Source organism: Streptomyces sp. NPDC007346 (assembly GCF_040703535.1).
Classification (GTDB): domain Bacteria; phylum Actinomycetota; class Actinomycetes; order Streptomycetales; family Streptomycetaceae; genus Streptomyces.
The window spans coordinates 1-19825 of the sequence record NZ_JBEYKR010000133.1 but is presented as its reverse complement, the minus strand read 5'-3'; the positions used below and the strand labels follow the sequence as shown (position 1 = coordinate 19825).

The following is a 19825-nucleotide window of genomic DNA, read 5'->3' as shown; positions in this document are numbered from 1 at the left end:
TGCTGCTGGTACTCATACCAGTCCAGGCGCGAGCCGAGGATCAGCTTCAGGTCATAGCGCAGGTTGAAACGCACGGCGGTGTAGGCACTGGTGGAGATCATCGCCTTCGAGCGCGGTGAGTTCACCTCGTACTCCGCCTGCGGCATCCCGTACTGGGTGAGCGGCGACGTCGAGGGGCCGGACGCTCTGATCGCGCGGACCGCCGAGGAGCACCGGGCGCGGGACATCGATCTGCGGATGCGCACCGAGGTCACGGAGATCGACGTGGCCGGGGAGCGGGTGCGGGCGCTGGACCGGGAGAGCGGGGACACGTACTGGACGGGCTTCGACAAGCTGGTGATCGCCACCGGGGCCCGTCCAATCCGCCCGGAGCTGCCCGGCATCGACGCGCCGGGCGTGCACGGGGTGCAGACCCTGGGCGACGGGCAGGCGCTCATCGACTCGCTGGACGCCGTGGGCTCGGACAGGAGGCGGCGGGCGGTGGTGGTCGGCGCCGGGTACATCGGCGTCGAGATGGCCGAGGCGATGCTGAAGCACGGCTTCGAGGTGACGGTCCTCAACCGGGGGAGGCAGCCGATGGCGACGCTCGACCCGGACATGGGCAAGCTCGTCCACGACGCCATGGACGGCCTCGGCATCGTCACGGTCAACGGCGTGTCGGTCACCGGGATCGTGACGGGTCCGGACGGCCGGGTCGGCGAGGTGACGACCGAGGGCCGGAGCTATCCGGCGGACGTGGTGGTCCTCGGCATCGGCGTCGAGCCGGAGGCGGAGCTGGGCCGGGAGGCGGGTCTCACGGTGGGGCAGCACGGCGGTCTCCTCACCGACCTGGCGATGCGGGCCGTGGGCCACGAGAACATCTGGGCGGGCGGCGACTGCGTGGAGGTCCTGGACCTGGTGGGGGGAAGCAGCCGCCACATCGCGCTGGGGACCCACGCCAACAAGCACGGCCAGGTCATCGGGTCGAACGTCGGCGGCGGCTACGGGACGTTCCCGGGCGTCGTCGGTACGGCGGTGAGCAAGGTCTGCGACCTGGAGATCGCCCGGACCGGGCTGCGGGAGAAGGATGCCCGCGCGGTCGGGCTGCGGTACGTCACAGCGACCATCGAGTCGACGGGGCGGGCGGGCTACTACCCGGGGGCGCGGCCGATGACGGTGAAGATGATCGCGGAGCACCGTACGGGGCGGCTGCTCGGGGTGCAGATCGTGGGCCGCGAAGGGGCGGCCAAGCGCGTGGACGTGGCGGCGGTGGCGCTGACCGCCGGGATGACGGTGGAGCAGATGACGGCGCTGGACCTCGGCTACGCGCCGCCGTTCTCGCCGGTGTGGGACCCGGTCCTGGTGGCGGCCCGCAAGGCGGTGGCGGCGGTGCGGGGCGCGGTGAGCTGAACCGTGGTCCCGGGGGGCCCGGCGGCTCCCCGGGACCGGTGGCTCAGCGCGCGGTCCGCTCGTGCACGTACTCCACGAGCCGGGTCAGCGCGTCCGGGTCCATCGTCGGCATGACGCCGTGGCCCAGGTTGAAGATGTGGCCCTCCAGACCGGCTGCGGCGTCCAGCACCTCGCGGGTCTTCTCCTCGACCGCCGGGGTCGGCGCGAAGAGCACGGCGGGGTCCAGGTTGCCCTGGAGCGCCTTGCCGGGGCCGACGCGGCGGGCGGCCTCGTCCATCGGGACGCGCCAGTCGACGCCGACGACGTCCGCCCCGGCCTCGCCCATCAGCCCCAGCAGCTCGCCGGTGCCGACGCCGAAGTGGATGCGCGGGACGCCGTAGGAGGCGACGGCGTCGAAGACCTTCGCGGAGGCGGGGAGCACGGAGCGGCGGTAGTCGGCGGGGGCGAGCGCGCCGACCCAGGAGTCGAAGAGCTGCACGGCGGAGACGCCGGCGTCGATCTGGACCTTGAGGAAGGCGCCGGTGATCTCGGCGAGCCGGTCCACGAGGTCGGCCCAGAGCTGCGGGTCGCCGTACATCATGGCCTTGGTGCGCTCGTGGTTGCGCGAGGGGCCGCCCTCGACGAGGTAGCTGGCGAGGGTGAAGGGGGCCCCGGCGAAGCCGATGAGCGGGGTGGCGCCCAGCTCGGCGGTGAGCATCCCGATGGCCTCGGTGACGTACGGGACGTCCTCGGGGGTGAGGTCGCGCAGCCGGGCCAGGTCGGCGCGGGTGCGGATGGGCTCGGCGATGACGGGGCCGACGCCGGGCTTGATGTCGAGGTCGATGCCGATGGCCTTCAGGGGGACGACGATGTCGCTGAAGTAGATCGCGGCGTCGACCTTGTGGCGGCGTACCGGCTGGAGCGTGATCTCGGTGACCAGCTCCGGCATCATGCAGGAGTCGAGCATCGCGATGCCCTCGCGGACCTTCAGGTACTCGGGCAGCGAGCGTCCGGCCTGCCGCATGAACCAGACCGGGGTGTGCGGCACGGGCTCGCGCCGGCAGGCCTTGAGGAACGCTGATCCGTGGGTGGCGTTCCGGGGGGTGTCGTGGCTGGCGGCGGTCGTCGTCTGCTGGCCCGAAGGGCGGTCGTTGGCGCTCACGCACCAAATCTTCGCACGCACGGTGAAGGAGCCCGGCGCCGCAGGGGTGTCTCTCCCTGCGCGAGGCCCGCGTTCCGCCTACTCTTCCCGGCATGGCTCCGGCTCAGGGACAATTTTCCGATCATTCCGATGGCGCTGACAGCAAGGACAGTGCGGAGGGTCCTCCCGTCCCGCCCGCGTTCCGGTCGGCGGTCGACGCGTTGCGCTCCGCACGGCTCCGCACGGAGCTGGAGGTGGAGACCACGCGGCCCCCCAAGCGCCTGGCGCCCCACGCGTACGCCCTGGAGGCGGCGGTGGTGGACGGCGAGGACGATCTCGCGGACGGGCGGCTCGTCCTGCTGCACGACCCGTCGGGGCACGACGCCTGGCAGGGCGCCTTCCGGCTGGTGACGCTGGTGCGGGCGGAGCTGGAGCCGGAGATGGCCGCCGATCCGCTGCTGCCGGAGGTGTGCTGGTCCTGGCTGACCGGGGCGCTGGACGCGCGCGGATTGTCGTACGGGGAAGCCGGAGGGACGGTGACACGCGCCGGATCGCACTACTTCGGTGCGCTGGCCGCGCGCCGTCCGGCGACGCAGATCGAGATCCGCGCCTCGTGGACGCCGCGCGAGGGCCGGGGCGGGGTGCCGGACGCGGCGTCGCACCTGATGGCCTGGGGTGATCTGCTCTGCCAGATCGCGGGGCTGCCGCCGTCGGACCCGGCCGACGCGACGGTGGTGACGCTGCCGCAGCGGCGCGGGCCGCAGGTTTCGTAACACCCCGTCACCCATTTCGCACATCCACCGACTCTCTTTTCGTACAATCGATCGCGCGTCCTATTTGCCCGAATTGTTACTCACCAAATCGTGATCTTCCTCTAAAGGAGGACGGGTCTGCTGCCGAAGAGGTCAATGACCCTTCAAGCACGGTTCGCCCCGGCTTCACTCCCCGAGCCGGCCCCGTCCCGCCACTCCCCCCAGGAGGCCTGGTGTCCGTTCTCCTTGAGCAGCCCGCAAGCCTGGTCGCCTACCGCCCGAACAAGCCGACGGCCATGGTCGTCGTGGCCGACCCGCGCGTCCGTTCCACCGTCACCCGCCATCTGTGGGCCCTCGGAGTACGTGACGTCATCGAGGCGTCGTCCATCGCGGAGGCACGTCCCCGCGTCGGCAACCCGCGCGACATCTGCATTGCCGACGTCCACCTGCCCGACGGTTCCGGGCTGACCCTGCTGTCCGAGACCCGCGCCGCAGGCTGGCCGAACGGTCTCGCCCTCTCCGCCGCCGACGACATCGGCGCCGTTCGCAACGCCCTCGCGGGCGGCGTGAAGGGCTACGTCGTCACCGGCACCCGAACCAACATCGGCCACCCCACCCGCCCCGGCGTCGCCCCCATCGGCGCCAACGCGGCCCGTATGCACCGCAGGCCCCCCGGTTCCCCGAGCCACCCGGGCGGCTACCGCGAACTGTCCGGACGCGAGGTGGAGGTGCTCCGCCTGGTCGCCGAAGGCCAGTCCAACAAGGCCATCGGCGTCTCGATGGGCCTCTCCGCCCTGACCGTCAAGTCCCACCTCGCCCGCATCGCCCGCAAGCTCGGCACCGGAGACCGCGCCGGAATGGTCGCCGTCGCCCTGCGGACGGGCATCATCCACTGACCGCACCCCGCCGGGACGTGCACCGATGCGTCTCCGGCTGGAATACGCGCATGGCCACCCGTCGACGGAACGTTCCGTCGACGGGTGGCGCGTATACACAGATACCCTTGACGCGTGACCGACGCCCAAGAGACCGCAGCAGACAGTTCACTGCGAACCACCGGGGGCGCCCCCCCGGACGACGTCGCCCCGGCGCCGATCCCCTTGCTCGAACCTCGCGAGGGCATTCCCCCGGTGGTGGCCTCCGACGACGCCCTGGCCCGGGTGGTCGCGGCCTTCGCCGCGGGCACCGGCCCGGTGGCCGTCGACGCCGAGCGCGCCTCCGGCTACCGCTACGGCCAGCGCGCCTACCTGGTGCAGCTGCGCCGCGACGGCGCGGGCAGCGCGCTGGTCGACCCCGTCGGCTGCCCCGACCTCTCGGGCCTGTCCACCGCCCTGACCGGCACCGAGTGGATCCTGCACGCCGCCACCCAGGACCTGCCCTGCCTGCGGGACATAGGCATGGCTCCCACCTCGCTCTTCGACACCGAGCTGGCCGGACGGCTCGCGGGCTTCCCGCGCGTCGGCCTCGGCGCCATGGTCGAGAACGTCCTCGGTTACGCCCTGGAGAAGGGCCACTCCGCCGTCGACTGGTCCACCCGCCCGCTGCCCGAGCCCTGGCTGCGCTACGCCGCGCTCGACGTGGAGCTCCTGATCGACCTGCGCGACGCGCTGGAGGAGGAGCTGGAGCGGCAGGGCAAGCTGGAGTGGGCCCGGGAGGAGTTCGACGCCATCGCCTCGGCGCCGCCCGCCCCGCCCCGCAAGGACCCCTGGCGCCGCACCTCCGGCATGCACAAGGTCCGCCGGCGCCGTCAGATGGCGGTCGTCCGCGAGCTGTGGAACGCCCGGGACCAGGTGGCCCAGCGCCGCGACATCTCCCCCGGCAAGGTGCTCGGCGACGCGGCGATCGTCGAGGCCGCACTCGCGCTGCCCGCCAACGTGCAGGCGCTGACCGCCCTGCCGGGATTCGGCCACCGCATGGGCCGCCGGCAGCTGGAGCAGTGGCAGGCGGCGGTGGAGCGGGCCAAGGCGCTGCCGGAGTCGGAGCTGCCGCAGCCCGGTCAGCAGCCGGCCGGACCGCCGCCCCCGCGCTCCTGGGCCGACAAGGACCCGGCGGCCGCGGCCCGGCTCTCGGCGGCCCGCGCGGCCGTCTCCGAACTGGCCGAGCGGCTCCACATGCCTCAGGAGAACCTGATCACCCCGGACACCGTGCGCCGGGTCTGCTGGGAGCCGCCGAAGATCCTCACGCCGGGCGCCGTCGAGGACACGCTCGCGGCGTACGGGGCCCGGCACTGGCAGATCGCACAGGTCGGCCCGATCCTGGTCCGGGCGCTCGACACCAGCGCCTGACGCCCCGCGCGGAAGACACCCCCGGTCACCGGCCGGGGGTTCTCTGTTACCCCGGCCCTGTTCGCGGGCCGAACCGATGGTCGAAATCACGCCAGGTTCGACCGCCGCATCCGCCGCCCCGCGCACGCTTCGGCGGCCCCGCGGCGGGCACCGGGACAATGTGACCTTCGACGCTCCGGCCAGGAGGGGTGGGCAGTCTGGTTACCCGCAAGTAGCATGAGGTCAGGCGGCGCGCCCCACGGGCGTGCCCCGCAGCAGTGCCATCCCGCACCCTGGAGGAGAGCCATCGTGCCTCGTACCATCCGGGACGTCGTCTTCGTCGACGGCGTCCGCACCCCGTTCGGCAAAGCGGGCCCGAAGGGCATCTACCACGAGACCCGCGCCGACGATCTCGTCGTGAAGGCCATCCGGGAGCTGCTGCGCCGCAACCCGGACCTGGACCCCAAGAAGATCGACGAGGTCGCCATCGCCGCGACCACGCAGATCGGCGACCAGGGCCTCACCCTCGGCCGTACCGCCGGAATCCTGGCCGGTCTGCCGCAGTCCGTCCCCGGCTACTCGATCGACCGCATGTGCGCGGGCGCGCTGACCGCCGTCACCTCGACGGCCGGTTCCATCGCCTTCGGCGCGTACGACGTCGTCGTGGCCGGTGGCGTCGAGCACATGGGCCGCCACCCGATGGGCGAGGGCGTCGACCCGAACCCGCGGTTCGTGTCGGAGAAGCTGGTCGACGAGTCCGCCCTGTTCATGGGCATGACGGCGGAGAACCTGCACGACCGCTACCCCACGATCACCAAGCAGCGCGCCGACGAGTACGCGGTGCGTTCGCAGGAGAAGGCCGCCAAGGCGTACGCCGACGGCAAGATCCAGCAGGACCTGGTACCGGTCTCCGTGCGCCGCACCGACGCCGAGGCGGGCGAGACGGGCTGGGGCCTGGTCACCGCCGACGAGCCGATGCGTCCGGGCACCACGCTGGAGAACCTGGCGGGCCTGAAGACCCCCTTCCGCCCCCACGGCCGGGTGACGGCCGGTAACGCCGCGGGGCTCAACGACGGCGCCACCGCCTCGCTGCTCGCCGCCGAGGACGTCGCCCGCGAGCTGGGCCTCCCGGTCAGGATGCGCCTCGTCTCCTACGCCTTCGCGGGCGTCGAGCCGGAGGTCATGGGCTACGGCCCGATCCCGGCGACGGAGAAGGCGCTGGCCAAGGCCGGCCTGTCCATCTCCGACATCGGTCTCTTCGAGATCAACGAGGCGTTCGCCGTGCAGGTGCTCGCCTTCCTGGAGCACTACGGCATCGCCGACGACGACGCCCGCGTCAACCGGTACGGCGGCGCCATCGCGTACGGCCACCCGCTGGCCTCCTCCGGTGTCCGGCTCATGACGCAGCTGGCCCGGCAGTTCGAGGAGCAGCCCGAGGTCCGCTACGGCCTGACGACGATGTGCGTCGGCTTCGGCATGGGCGCGACGGTCGTCTGGGAGAACCCGCACTTCAACGCTGACGGAGGCAACAAGTGAGCTCCACCACTGAGCTTCTGAAGGGTGCGGCCGAGCTGTTCCCCGGCGAGGTCGTCACGCAGGCGCACGTACGCCACCTGGACCTGCCCTCCGGCGCCGGGCGGTTCGCGCTCATCACGCTGGACAACGGCCTGGACCACACCAAGCCGACCACCTTCGGACCGCAGTCGCTGGCGAACCTGAACGCCGCGATCGACCAGGTCGAGAAGGAGGCGGCCGAGGGCACCGTCACCGGTGTCGGCATCACTGGCAAGCCGTTCATCTTCGCCGTCGGCGCCGACCTCAAGGGCGTCGAGCTGCTCGGCCGCCACGAGGACGCGCTCGCCATCGGCAAGGGCGGCCACGACGTCTTCCGCCGCCTGGGCGGCCTCGCGGTCCCCACGTTCGCGTACTACAACGGCGCGGCGATGGGCGGCGGCGTCGAGGTCGGTCTGCACTGCACCTACCGCACCGTCTCCACCGCGATCCCGGCGTTCTCGCTGCCCGAGGTCTTCCTCGGCCTGGTCCCCGGCTGGGGCGGCTGCGCGCTGCTCCCGAACCTGATCGGCGCCGACCGCGCGGTCTCGGTGATCATCGAGAACTCGCTCAACCAGAACCGTCAGCTCAAGGGCGTGCAGGTCCACGAGCTGGGCATCGCGGACGCGATCTTCGAGGGCGCGGACTTCCTGGAGCAGTCGCTGATCTGGACGGCGGCCGTCCTCAAGGGCGAGCTGGCCGTCGAGCGCCCCGAGGTCGACCGCGGCGAGGCCTGGGACGCGGCCGTGGCCCGTGGCCGGGCCATCGCGGACTCCAAGGTGCACGGCGCGGCCCCGGCCGCGTACCGCGCGCTGGACATCATCGCGGCGGCCAAGGACGGCGACCTGTCCGCCGGCTTCGACGCCGAGGACCAGGCGCTGGCCGACCTGATCATGGGCGGCGAGCTGCGCAGCGGCATCTACGCCTTCAACCTGGTCCAGAAGCGCGCCAAGCGCCCGGCCGGCGCCCCGGACAAGAACCTGGCCCGCCCGGTCACCAAGGTCGGCGTCGTGGGCGCGGGCCTGATGGCCTCGCAGCTGGCGCTGCTCTTCCTGCGCCGCCTGGAGGTCCCGGTCGTCCTCACGGACATCGACCAGGAGCGCGTCGACAAGGGTGTGGGCTACGTCCACGCCGAGATCGAGAAGCTGCTCGGCAAGGGCCGCATCAACCAGGACAAGGCCAACCGCCTCAAGGGCCTGGTCTCGGGTGTGCTCGACAAGGCCGAGGGGTTCGCGGACGCGGACTTCATCATCGAGGCCGTCTTCGAGGAGATCGGCGTCAAGCAGCAGGTGTTCGCGGAGGTCGAGGCGGTCGCCCCGGCGCACGCGATCCTCGCCACCAACACCTCCTCGCTCTCGGTGACCGAGATGGCGTCGAAGCTGAAGAACCCCGAGCGGGTCGTCGGCTTCCACTTCTTCAACCCGGTCGCGATCCTCCCGCTGCTGGAGATCGTCCGCGGCGAGCAGACGGACGACGCCTCGCTGGCGACGGCGTTCGGTGTGGCCCGCAAGCTGAAGAAGACCGCGGTCCTGGTGAAGGACGCCCCGGCGTTCGTCGTCAACCGCATCCTCACCCGCTTCATGGGCGAGATCCAGAACGTCATCGACGAGGGCACCCCGGTCGAGGTCGCGGAGAAGGCCGTCGAGCCGCTCGGCCTGCCGATGTCCCCGCTGGTCCTCCTGGAGCTGGTCGGCCCGGCCATCGGCCTGCACGTCTCCGAGACCCTGAACCGCGCCTTCCCGGAGCGCTTCACGGTCTCCGAGAACCTCGCGGCGGTCGTCAAGGCGGGCAAGCGCGGCTTCTACGTCTACGACTCCGGCGCGCCGGTCCTCGACCCCGAGGTCGCCGCGCTCCTCAAGCAGGGCGACACCGTCCTCACCGAGGAGCAGACCCGCGACCGCGTGCTCGACGCGGTGGCGCAGGAGATCGGCCTGATGCTGGACGAGGGCGTCGTCGCCGAGGCCCAGGACATCGACCTGTGCCTGATCACCGGCGCGGGCTGGCCCTTCCACCTGGGCGGCATCACGCCGTACCTGGACCGCGAGGGCGTCTCCCAGCGGGTGAACGGCAAGCCGTTCCTGGAGCGGGGCGTGGCGAGCGTGCCGGCCTAGTCCGGCGGGACGCGCGGGAACGGGCCGTACGGGATTCCTCCCGTACGGCCCGTTCCGTTTCCGGCTTCCGGCTTCCGACTTCCGGCGTACGCCGTACGCCGTACGCCGTACGGCGCACGGCTTCCGGCGCTCAGCGTCCCGTTCAGGCGTCCGGGGCGAGCGAGAACACGGCTGTCAGCATCGCGTGGTCCGATTCCTCGAACAGCCTCGCGTCGCTGTGCCCGCCGGAGAAGTGCCGGGTGTCGGCGAAGACGTAGTCGATCTTCCGGTCGCCGGCCGTGGGTTCACCGTTGCGGCACCGCTCCGGCTCGCTCCCGGTGCACACCACTCCCCCGGTCGACCCCTGGGAGAACCACGTCCGGTCCGTCTCGTCGCCCTCCAGGAACCGCCCGGTCGGCCGGTCACCGTCCCCCGACGCGTGGGCGTAGAGGAACCCCAGCGCCGGCTCGTTCGGCTGGAGGTTCAGGTCTCCGGCGAGCAGCACCCGTGTCCCCCGTGGGACGGCGCCCTCCACCAGCCGGTCCCTGATCTCCCGCAGCTGCTCGGGCGCCTTGGCGTTGGTGTGCGCGGTGCAGGCGTGCAGGGGCTTTCCGGCGAACCGCGTCGGTGCGCACAACAGCCCGCGCCGGACGGCCACCGTCCGCCCGCCGTTCGTGTACGTCTCGCCCGCGGTACGGGTGAAAGGCAGGTAGTCCGGTCCTGCGGGCTCGATGGCCGCGCGGCTGAGGACCGCGGTGCCGTACTCCCCCGTGGGGCCGCAGTTGGGGACGTTGTCCTGCGAGGAGGCGTACGTTCCGTGCATGCGCCGGCCGGCCTCCTCCAGCTGCTCCAGGAGCGCCCGGTACTGCGTCGCGCAGATCTCGTTGAGCGTGATCAGGTCGGGCGCGAAGGCGGCCGACTCCTTCACCACGCGCTCCACGGAGGTGCCGGTACCCGATCCCCCGGAGTTCCACGGGCACGCGGCGGCCGCCCCGCAGAGGTTGTAGTGGAGGACCCGCACCTCGGTGGGCGTGGGAGGTCCCTCCGGTCCCTTCCGTACGAGCGTCACCAGGACGAGGACCGCCGCGGCCACCAGGACCACGGCGGCGGCCCGCGCGGCGCGTTCGGCTCCGGCCCCTCTCATCCGCCGCTCCCCGTCGCCGTCCGCACCGGTCAGGCCGGCTCCGCGTGGAAGGCCGGGCCCAGCGCGCTGCCCACCACCGGCGACAGCTGGCGACGGAGGCAGAGCCTGCCGTCCGTACCGATGACCGCGACGACGACGGCTCCCGCGGCGTCGTACGCCATGGACGGCGCATGGGTGAACGTTTCGCCCTGCTCACGCCAGTGGGTGCCGGAGGCGTCCTTGTCGGGCACCGGCAGCGAGGCGGCGAGCCGGCCGCCGGAGCTGCGGTGCGCCAGGAAGGCCTCGCGTGCGCCCCGCTCGGGGGCCCACAGCGCCGCCACCGCGCCCGTGCCGCCGCTGGTGCCGAGGCCGGCGCCGCCGCCGGGCCAGTTGCCGTTCTCGTGCTGCCGGTAGGCCATGACCTGCTGGGTGTCGGCCTGCCGGTAGTAGAGGCAGGTCCGGCCGCCGCCCGAGTCCACCGCGTTGACGCCTCCGGTCGCGACCCTGCCGGTCTTCAGCGTGTCGTCCCGGACGAAGGGGCCGCCCAGGAAGGTCTGGTGCCAACGGCTCACGGTGTCCTTGCCCGGCACGTACAGCTCCACCGTGCCCCGCTCGGTGGTCAGGGCGACACCGGCGTCCTGCTCGAAGGAGCCGCCCAGGTCCTCCCAGGACTCCCACGCGCCGCTCTCGTTCCTGCGGCGCATGCTGATGCCCTGGGCGAAGTTCCTGGCGAAGACGTGGAGCCGGCCCGCGCCGTCGACCGCTGCCGACGGCACCCCCAGCTCCCGCTGGCGGCGCCCGTCGCTGTGCGCCCAGTCCGGGTTCTCCAGGGACTGCCAGCCGTTGAAGCCGTTGCCACCGGGATCCTGCACCGTGTGGACCAGCTCCACGGTGACGCCGCCCCCGGCCACCATGTTCCGGCGCAGAGCGACGAGTTCGGCCGGTCCGCCACCGGCTCCCGCCACCGCCAGGGTGGGCGATATCCACCCGTCGCCGAGGACGAAGGGGCCTCGCCACACGCCGGAGGCGGGGCCCGTCTCCGTCCAGAAGGCGAGCCGCCCGCCCAGGACCGCGAAGGCGTTCAGCCGCCCGCCGGGCCCCAGCCGCAGCCAGTTCGCGGAGGGCGAGTAACGGTAGGCGGTGCTCATCATGTGCGTACTGCGGAAGGGGTCGGGGCCCAGCTGCCGGTCTCCGCACCGACCGCACGTGCCCTGCGGGCAGTGCGTGGCGTCCAGGCCGGCGTACGTGGCGAGGTACTCGGCCTTCTCGGCCACGGCGACGGCGTCCAGGTTGCGGCCCCAGAAGCGGTTGGCGTACGCCCGGTAGTGCTCGACCACCGGGGCGTGGCCCGCGTCCCGGTGACGCGACAGGGCGGCGAGGGCGAACTGGGTGACGGAGGTGTGGTCGAGGTGATCGGACATCACGAACCCCTCCTTGCCGCCGTCGTGCTCGGGGTCGGGGTCCATGGCCCGCACCACGGTCGGCCTGACCTGGTCGAGCAGTGCGGTCAGACCGGCGATGAGCTGCTCACGGGAGATGTGCTGCACCTCGGCGACGGTGGACCCCAGCACGGGCAGCGTGGCCTGCGAGCTGACGGTCCCTCCCCACAGCTGGTGCACACGGGTGCGCTCGCCGCCCACCGTGGGGGCGCCCATGTGCACCTGGAGGAAGTACATGCGCACGGTGTCCCGGGCCGGCAGCGTGAAGCGTTCCACGACGAAGCCGGGGGCCAGCTGGACCGGCTCCCGGTGCCATGGGCTCGCGCGGTCACCGGTCGCCATCCGGGCGTAGGCGGAGCGCAGACCGCAGCCGCGCGCGGTGCTGTAGCCGACGAAATCGGGCTGCTGGGTACGGCGTTGCGGGTCGTCGGTGTCGACGTTGATGCCGTCGCCCTCTCCGGCGGTCACCACCACCGTGGTGATCTCGTCGCCCGCCTGGAGCGCACGGGCCAGGTCGGGGTTCATGAAGTACAGGTCGTCGTCCTGGTGCGCGACGATGTGCAGAAGGGAGCGCTTCGCCCGGTTCATCGGTCCACCACGTTCATCGCCATGCCTCCGGACACCGAGCAGTAGGGGCGCACCCACACCGGTCGGGCCGGATGGACCACGGCGTAGTCCGACCGCTCGTCCCCGGCAAGCGGCACGGGCGGGTAGGGGTAGGCGTTCTTGACGTCGGGGAAGTCTTCGAGCACACGGCACACACGGGTCTTCTTCCACTGGTCGGGATGAGGCTGCAACCACCAGTCCCAGTCCTCCCAGCGCTCCAGCCGGTGATCGACCACGTACCGGACGGGAACCTCCACGCGGAAGGCCCTGCTGCTCAGGACCTGGACGGGAACGGTGTGGTTGACCATGTGCTGGCCCCGGCGGCTGACGACGAAGCGCGCGCCCGCCCTCAGCTCCCTCTCGCCGTACAGCACCCCGGTGACGGTGATGCCGGACTCGTGCAGGTCGATGGAGGTGCACTCGACATGTTCCTGACGCAGCACCGTACGCAGCATCAGCTTGCCGTTCGGCTGCGCGTACGGAAGGTTCCAGCCGACCGGAGCGCTCGTGGGCCAGGCGATGAGCCGGACACGGGCGGCGATCAGCGACCGGGTGTCCCGGATGCCCGCCTTCATGTGGACGGTCTCCGACTTGGCCGAGCGCATGGTCACCTTCCAGCGGCCGTCGCCCAGCTCCTCCAGGGCCGAGGCCGGCAGCTGGGCGGAGTAGTGCGTCCCGCCGTTGCTCTGCGGGGTGCGGGCGGTCGGCAGCTCCATGTCCGGCAGCACGTCGGTGCCGGTGGCCGCGTGCCGCAGCACGAACTGCCAGCGGCGCCGGCCCTCGGGCGGTCCCTGTACGGCGAAGCCCAGCCCGCCCGTGTCGTCGGTCGCGACATCGACCGTGGCCGCTCTCATGGAGAGCGGCGGAACGGTCGCCTGCGCCTGCGCCCCGGTCCTGGACGGTACGGGCCGGCGGTAGCCGCGGTCCCCGGCGGACCGGCGGCCGGCCGCGTCCTCGAACAGCTCGACGTAGCGGTCGGCGACCACTTCCGGGTCGTAGCGGGCCGAGTTGCGCAGCGCGGCCTCCCCCATGGACCGGCGCAGGTTGCCGTCGGCCATGAGCAGGCGCAGCCCCGAGGCGATGGCGGGGGCGTCCCCCGTGGGCACGAGGAGGCCGTCCTCGCCCTCCCGGAGGATCTCCCGCGGCCCGACCGGGCAGTCCGTCGAGACGACGGGCAGACCGCACCGCATGGCTTCCACCAGGGTCATGCCGAAGGATTCCGCGCTGGAGGTGACGGCGGCGATCGAGCCCTTGGCCCATTCCGACTCGATGGGTGAGAAGCCGCCCATCAGGAGGGCACGGCCGGTGAGGCCGAGCTCGGTCACCAGGGCGCGCAGCTTCGCCGCCTCGCCGCCGTCGCCGTAGATGCGCAGCTGCCAGTCGGGGAACTCGTCGGCGATCATGCCGAAGGCGCGGATCAGGAGGTCGTACCGCTTGATGTGGTGCATACGGCCGGCGCTGACCACCACCTTGCTGGAGCCGTCGGCCGGGGGCACGGCCGGCCGCGGCACGCTGTTGGGGATGCCCACCACGGGGATGCCGGGCACCGGGGTGTTCGCCAGGAAGGAGCGGGCGTCGGCCTCCGTGACCGTGGTGACGGCGTCCAGCCGCGGGTACACCCGGGCCATCTCGGCGCGGACCGCGGCCGGGATCGCCAGGTGTGTCATGTGTTCCTGAGCGATCCGCAGGGCGGAGTCGCGGGTGTGGGAGGCCACGAAGAGGTTGAGGCTGGGCCGGGTGCCGATGACCACATCGGCATCGGTGCCGGCCAGATCGTCGATGATCCGCCGGTCGGTGAACCGGTTGTACTGCGCGTAGAACTCCTCCTGGCGCGGCACCACCTCGCTCGGCTCGTCGGTCCCCGGGGCGTTGCGGTCGGCGGCGCCGGAGCGCAGATCGACCAGGGCGCGGACCCTGATGCGGGGCGAGATCCCGAACTTGGGGGTGGTCGAGCGCCGGAAGACGGAGACGATCTCCACGTCATGGCGGACCGCCAGCGCTTCGGCCAGGTTGATGACCGTGCGGTTGGTGCCGCCGATGCCGTAGATGTTGTTGATGAGGAAGGAGATCTTCATCGGACGTCGGCGTCCTTCCGCTCGAAGGGGCTGGGCACGGGGTAGTAGGCGCGGAGGAAGTCGCTGAGCATGGCTGCCTGCCGTCCGACGTCGAACGTGTCCGACAGGGTGTCGTTGATGCAGAACGCCTGCCGGTCGCGCCGGGCCAGGAGGATGCCCAGGCGCCGCGCGATCTCGGGCTTCGCCAGGTCCAGGTAGGCGAAACCGATCTCCGAGGGCACCGCGCGGGCCGTGAAGTAGGCGTAGTAGTGGTACAGCGAGGACGGGATGGAGATGTCCGTGGGGCTGCGGAAGCGGCTGTAGGTCGTCCCCCGGTGCGCTTCGGCGAACTCGCGTTCGATCTCGTACAGCACGCTGCGGCGCAGGGCGTACGGGGCGTGACGCAGCTTCTGGACGATGGCGGAGCCGAAGTTCTCCAGGAGGAGCCTGCGGTTGTTCTTGCCCGCCGCGTCCACCGGCCGGTCGCCGCCGGTGAGCTCCCAGCGGGGGACCTGGGAGGGTGACAGGAACGTACGGGTCATCCCGTTGGACAGGAAGAAGTCGCGCGGGGTGACCGGGCAGCCGAGGAACATGTCGTCGTTGAAGTACAGGAAGTGCTCGGAGAGCCCGTCGATGTGGTGGAGCTGGCTCTCGATCGCGTGGGAGTTGAAGGTCGGCAGCGCCGCCGGGTCGGCGAAGAGCGCGGAGTGGTCGACCACGGTGATGCGCGGGCTGCGGAGGTTGAGCCAGTGCGGCCGCTGCCGGTCGGTCACGAGGTAGACATGGCGGACCCAGGGGGCGTTCTGCTCCAGCGCCCTGAGCGAGTAGCGCAGTTCGTCCCGGCTGATGTAGCGCGCCGCGTTGGCGGCCTCGGCGTGGTAGCCGCTCGCGTTGAAGGCCCCGCGGCGGCGCTGCCACTCCTGGTCCGAGCCGTCCACCCAGGTGTAGACGACGTCGATGGGGAAGCGCACGTCCTCGGGCAGCGGCTCGGCGCAGGCGGCGAGGGTCCGCACCGAACGGGTCCGGCGGGTGTGCAGGGCGGCGAATCCCGTGAGCCGGCTGACGGGCACGCTGACCCGCTCCTCCGTCGGTGAGACGTCCTCGGTGACGCGGTTGGGGCGGGGAGCGACCAGCCGGCCGTCCTCGTTCAGCTCCCAGAACTCCAGGTCGCAGCCGTACTCAAGACCCAGCACCAGGGTGTTGCCCGGGTCGCTCCACACCATGCCGAGCCGCAGGACCGCGGCCTCGCCCGCGACCTTGCGCGCGCCGGGCGATCCGCACAGGACGGGCCGGCCCCGGACCGCCTCCCCACGGCAGGCGACCGCGTAGACCGGTCCGGCGTCCCGTGTGTGGGCCAGCATGTCGATGACCCGACCCCTGTCACGGGCGGCGACAGCCAGGACGGAGCGGAAGTCGGACCGGCCACGGATCGCGAAGTAGTCGATGCCGGCCCGTTCCAGGAAGGAGACCACCAGTTCCAGGTTGGCCTCGCGCAGCCCGAGCGGAGAGACGGTGGGGCGCACGAGCGCTATCTGCGACCCTCGGGCGGCGAGCACCGCCAGCCGCTCCTGCGCGCCGAAGAGCTGGGGCCAGCGGCGCCGCGCGCGGGCGGCGCGGACGGCGCGGACGACCGCGGTGAGGTGATGCGTCCGGCGCAGCGCCCCCTTGAGGGCCGCGCGGAGCCGGGCCGGTACACGGCGTGCCACGCGTCGTCTCAGGGTGGTCGGTACGAGGGTGCGGTATATCCCGACCGCGGCGGACGCTTCGGGATTGCCCATGCTCACGTGCGCTTGTCCGGGTCCTCTGGTTGTCCGAGCTCGAACGGGCTCGCGACGGGGAAGTAACGGTGCAGGAAGGAGATGACGGCGTCGGTGCCGCCGCGGCTCAGGGAGGCGTCGGCGCCCAGTCCGAACAGCTGCATCTGCTGGGTGTCCCGGCGCACCAGGAGCCGGTCCAGGTGGCGTTGGATGCCGGGGAGCGCGGCGTGGAGCGCGACGGTCGCCTCGTTGGCGGGGTCGGCGAGCCCCGCCGTGCGGGCGTAATGGTGGGTGAGGCCGTCCGCCGGGTGCGTGCGCGGCAGTACGGGCTCCAGCTGCCCGTCGAGCGGCTGCTCCGGGACGAACCCCGACGCGGTCAGCTCGATGAGGGCGGAGCGGGTGTAGGGCTGGGGGCCCGGCGCGTAGCCGTGGCCGACCGCCCGGCCGGTGGCGGAGTAGGCCGTCGCCGTCCAGGAGGCGAAGGACTCCTCGGCCGTCCACGGTCCACGGCGCGGCCGGGTCCCGCCGTGCGGGCTGAAGTAGTCGAAGGGGCGGACCGGCCGGCCGAACAGGGCGCCGGGACGCATCAGGAGGAATCGGTCCGAGAGGTCGGACAGCTGGTGCAGCCAGGCCTCGGCGTCCGGCCCCGCCGGGATGACGGAGAGGTGGTCGCCGGAGCGCAGCCAGCGGGGCGCCGGGGCCTGCTCCAGGATGTGTACGACGTCGACCCAGGGGGCGTACTGGTGCAGGGACCTCAGCGCGGCGCGGAGCAGCTCCTCGCCCCAGGGGGTGTCGTGGCGCCAGGGAATGACGGCGTCCACGGGGAAGGTGATCTCCTCCAGACGCGGGATGTCGAAGTTCTCCAGCGTGATGGTCGGTTCCATGTCGCCGTCGATGTCCGAATAGCCCGAGAGCCGTTCGAAACCGATCTCCAGGCCGGGGGCGTCACGCGGCACCACGCGCTGGACACGGTTGGGCCGCGGCCCGACGAGGCGCTCGACGGGCAGCGTGTTGTTGACGGTCCAGAACTCGATCTCCACGCCCTGGTCGTCCCCGACCCACAGGTTCTGCGTGGGGTCGGTGCGCAGCCAGGTGATACGTACCACCTTGGCCTTGCCGTAGTGCTTCCACGCCTTCACATGGCTGCCCGGGACGGTTCTCGTCTCGTTGTTGGCCGGGGAGACGGAGACCACGTAGCCGGTGTGCTCCTCCAGCAGCGCCCGCAGGACCCTGCGGATCTGTCCCTTGTCCTGCTGCTCCACGGCGAAGCAGATCCGCCGGTCGTCGAGGGCGGGCACGACGAACCACGGGATGTCCGCCCGGTCCAGGGCGTGCGCGATCAGGTCGTGGTCCAGGCGCCGGGCGAGGTCCGCGGTGAGGCCCCTGTGGACATGGGCGATCCGGCCGTCCGGAGCTTTGATCCGGCTCTCGGAGACCTCCCGGAACCCCGACTTGCGGATGCGCCGCAGGGCACGCCGGTGCAGTCGCGACTCGCGCCGGTCGAGGGTGCGGACCAGTCCGCGCTTGACCTTCCTGCGGACGCCGGGCGTCACGCGGCTGGTCGCGACGGACCGTACCGGCAGCGGGACGATACGGCGGTACACCTGAGCCGCGGAGCTCAGTGCTGGTGGGCGTGGCACGTCATGGACTCCGCTTCATCGCTCGTAGGGACTGGGGGTGGGGAAGTAGCCGTTGAGGAATCCGTCGAGGAGTTCCTGCTGGGCCTCGATGTCCTCCGGGGTGGAAAAGGCGTCATTGAGGCAGAAGGAATCCTGGTTGCGCCCGTCGAGCAGTCTCTGCAGCCGGTCGGCGAGGTCGGGTACGGCCAGTTGCAGGTAGGTGAAGGGCATGGAGGACGGCTGTGCGCGGCCGGTGAGGGCCGCGTAGTAGACCGCGAAGGACGAGGTGGGGGACAGATCGGTCATCGCCCGGAACCTGCTGGCCGACGTGCGGGCCCAGGCCTGCGGGAAATCCCGTTCGGCCTCCTCGATCGCGCTGCGCCGCAGTGCGTAGGGAATGTGCTCCATGGGCTGGGTGATGACCTTGCCGAAACGTTCGAGCAGAAGCGCCCTGTTGTTCTTGCAGGCCGCGTCGACCGGTGTGTCGGTCTCGACGACCGGCCCCTGCGGAATGCGGTTGCGGGAGGGGAAATAGCGCGCGACCCCGCCGGGGGTGAAGAAGGAGTACGGCGTCACCGGCCGGCCGATGAACATGTCGTCGTTGAAGTACAGGAAGTGTTCGGAGAGGCCCTCGATGTGGTGCAGCTGGCTCTCGATCGAGTGCGAGTTGAAGGTCGGCAGGTCCGTGGGGTCGCGGAAGATCTCGCGATGGCTCACCACCTGGATGCCCGGCACGTCCTCACGCATCCAGGCGGGTACCTGGTCGTCGGTGGCTATGTAGATGTTGCGTATCCACGGTGCGAAGAGGTGCAGGGACCGCACCGAGTAGCGCAGCTCGTCCCGGCTGATGAAGCGGGCGTCGCTCGCCGACTCCGCGTGGTACACCTCGCCCTTGGCCGATGCCTTGCGCTGCTGCCAGGCGGGGTCGTTCCCGTCGACCCAGGTGTAGACGGCGTCCACCGGAAAGGTGATCTCGTCGGCCAGCTCCACCAGGAACTCCGGTCGGGTGGCCAGCGCGGGCGTGGAGCCGGGCGGGGTCCAGTCCGAGATGAACCGGCTGAAGAGGCGAGCGGCGCCGAGCACGTTGGCGCCCTGCTCGGAGACGGCCCAGGTGACGCGGTTCGCCCTGGGCGCCACGAGGTGGCTGCCCTGCCGGCGCCAGAACTCGATGGCGCAGCCGTACTCGTGACCGAGCAGAAGATGGCGGCCGGGATCGGCGCGGGTCCAGCTCACCTGGAGAGCGGCGGCCGTCCTGACGTGGCGCCAGGCCTTGGCCTCGCGGGAGGAGAGCGGTGGCGCCTGGCGCACCTGGTCGGGCTGCGCGGCACTGATGTGTCCCGGGAACTGGCCCAGGCCCCGGAAGACGACGTCGAGCACCCGCTCACGGTCGTCCTCCGCCACGGCGACGACCGTGCCGTGGTCCGACGTGCCGCGTACGGCGAAGTGCGGGACGCCGACCGTGTCCAGCAGTGCGGTGACCGCGGAGCGATTGGCCTCGCGCGCGGCGAGCGGGGTGAGCGCCCGTGTGACGTAGACGTCGTCGGCCGCGTCGGCCGACGGGGCCGGGTCCTGAGGGTGGCCGGAGGGCTGCGCCGGGACGCCGACGGGGGCGCCGGGCATGGCGGTCCCCCTCGCCGCGAACGCGGCGGGGCCGGGAAGAGTGGTCACCCTTCGTGCCTCACCAAGACCGACCGGTGCCACTGCACAGCCATGATTCCTCGTTCTCCCCCTGGCAGACCGGCCGCGAAGACAGGTCCTCCGTGCTGCCCCCGGCCCGTTTCCACGGATTCGCCCAGCGGAAACAAGCGACTACGTTCACATGAACAATAAACCTTCACAGGTCACGCACATCTTCACCGTCCGTACGTTTCATGTCAACACACGCCTTGAAGTGAGCCACAAGATGGCGAAATAGGAAGCCAAACGGACTCATGCCTTCAATCCTTCAAGGGCGATCACCGCATTCCCGGAGATCCACCGACTCGGCACAGGACCGGCCGGGCACGTCTACGCTTTCCTCAGAGTCTGTCAAGCGTTTATTTTGAAGTTTTTCGTTTCACT

The 19825-nt window shown here is 71.6% G+C and carries 12 protein-coding genes and 1 pseudogene; 6 read left to right on the top strand and 7 right to left on the bottom strand.

Annotated elements, in window-relative coordinates; translation table 11 throughout:
* Positions 1 to 1389: pseudogene (locus AB0917_RS27145) on the top strand (FAD-dependent oxidoreductase); the annotation flags it as partial.
* Between the two features lie 43 nt (positions 1390 to 1432).
* On the opposite strand, the gene hemE reads toward AB0917_RS27145, so the two are convergent.
* The gene (gene hemE, locus AB0917_RS27140; protein ID WP_366822305.1) at positions 1433 to 2530 is read right to left on the bottom strand and encodes a uroporphyrinogen decarboxylase; all 1098 of its coding nucleotides are present in this window, start codon (positions 2528 to 2530) and stop codon (positions 1433 to 1435) included.
* Between the two features lie 92 nt (positions 2531 to 2622).
* Between hemE and AB0917_RS27135 the strand changes: the two genes are divergently transcribed.
* The 5 genes from AB0917_RS27135 to AB0917_RS27115 all read left to right on the top strand — a co-directional run bounded on the left by AB0917_RS27135 (position 2623) and on the right by AB0917_RS27115 (position 9187).
* On the top strand, positions 2623 to 3282 hold the full coding sequence (locus AB0917_RS27135) for a DUF3000 domain-containing protein (protein WP_366822304.1): 660 nt from the start codon (positions 2623 to 2625) through the stop codon (positions 3280 to 3282).
* Between the two features lie 212 nt (positions 3283 to 3494).
* On the top strand, positions 3495 to 4157 hold the full coding sequence (locus tag AB0917_RS27130) for a response regulator transcription factor (RefSeq protein WP_003965521.1): 663 nt from the start codon (positions 3495 to 3497) through the stop codon (positions 4155 to 4157).
* Between the two features lie 114 nt (positions 4158 to 4271).
* Positions 4272 to 5546 (top strand): ribonuclease D, encoded by a 1275-nt coding sequence (locus tag AB0917_RS27125; RefSeq protein ID WP_366822303.1) that lies wholly within the window; start codon positions 4272 to 4274, stop codon positions 5544 to 5546.
* Positions 5547 to 5834: 288 nt separating this feature from the next.
* Positions 5835 to 7061 carry an acetyl-CoA C-acyltransferase gene (locus tag AB0917_RS27120; protein WP_366822302.1) on the top strand — a complete coding sequence of 409 codons (1227 nt, stop codon included), beginning with the start codon at positions 5835 to 5837 and terminating at the stop codon, positions 7059 to 7061.
* A complete protein-coding gene (locus AB0917_RS27115) occupies positions 7058 to 9187 on the top strand; it encodes a 3-hydroxyacyl-CoA dehydrogenase NAD-binding domain-containing protein (protein WP_366822301.1) in 2130 nt (709 codons plus the stop codon). Before AB0917_RS27120 ends, AB0917_RS27115 begins: the two co-directional genes overlap by 4 nt.
* 142 nt (positions 9188 to 9329) lie before the next feature.
* Here AB0917_RS27115 and AB0917_RS27110 read toward each other — a convergent pair whose 3' ends face one another.
* From AB0917_RS27110 to AB0917_RS27085, 6 genes are all read right to left on the bottom strand, one after another.
* The gene (locus tag AB0917_RS27110) at positions 9330 to 10310 is read right to left on the bottom strand and encodes an endonuclease/exonuclease/phosphatase family protein (protein ID WP_366822300.1); all 981 of its coding nucleotides are present in this window, start codon (positions 10308 to 10310) and stop codon (positions 9330 to 9332) included.
* A gap of 29 nt (positions 10311 to 10339) precedes the next feature.
* Positions 10340 to 12316 (bottom strand): PIG-L family deacetylase, encoded by a 1977-nt coding sequence (locus AB0917_RS27105; protein ID WP_366822299.1) that lies wholly within the window; start codon positions 12314 to 12316, stop codon positions 10340 to 10342.
* Complete coding sequence (locus AB0917_RS27100) at positions 12313 to 14409, bottom strand: glycosyltransferase family 4 protein (RefSeq protein WP_366822298.1); 2097 nt, start codon at positions 14407 to 14409, stop codon at positions 12313 to 12315. Before AB0917_RS27100 ends, AB0917_RS27105 begins: the two co-directional genes overlap by 4 nt.
* Entirely contained in the window at positions 14406 to 16094 is a 1689-nt protein-coding gene (locus tag AB0917_RS27095; RefSeq protein WP_366822297.1) for a stealth family protein, read from the bottom strand. The genes AB0917_RS27100 and AB0917_RS27095 overlap by 4 nt, the downstream gene beginning before the upstream one ends.
* Before the next feature lie 74 nt (positions 16095 to 16168).
* Positions 16169 to 17785 carry a sugar phosphotransferase gene (locus tag AB0917_RS27090; protein ID WP_366822296.1) on the bottom strand — a complete coding sequence of 539 codons (1617 nt, stop codon included), beginning with the start codon at positions 17783 to 17785 and terminating at the stop codon, positions 16169 to 16171.
* A gap of 15 nt (positions 17786 to 17800) precedes the next feature.
* Positions 17801 to 19432, bottom strand: coding sequence for a stealth family protein (locus AB0917_RS27085; RefSeq protein WP_366822295.1), 1632 nt, complete (start codon positions 19430 to 19432; stop codon positions 17801 to 17803).
* Positions 19433 to 19825: the final 393 nt, after the last annotated feature.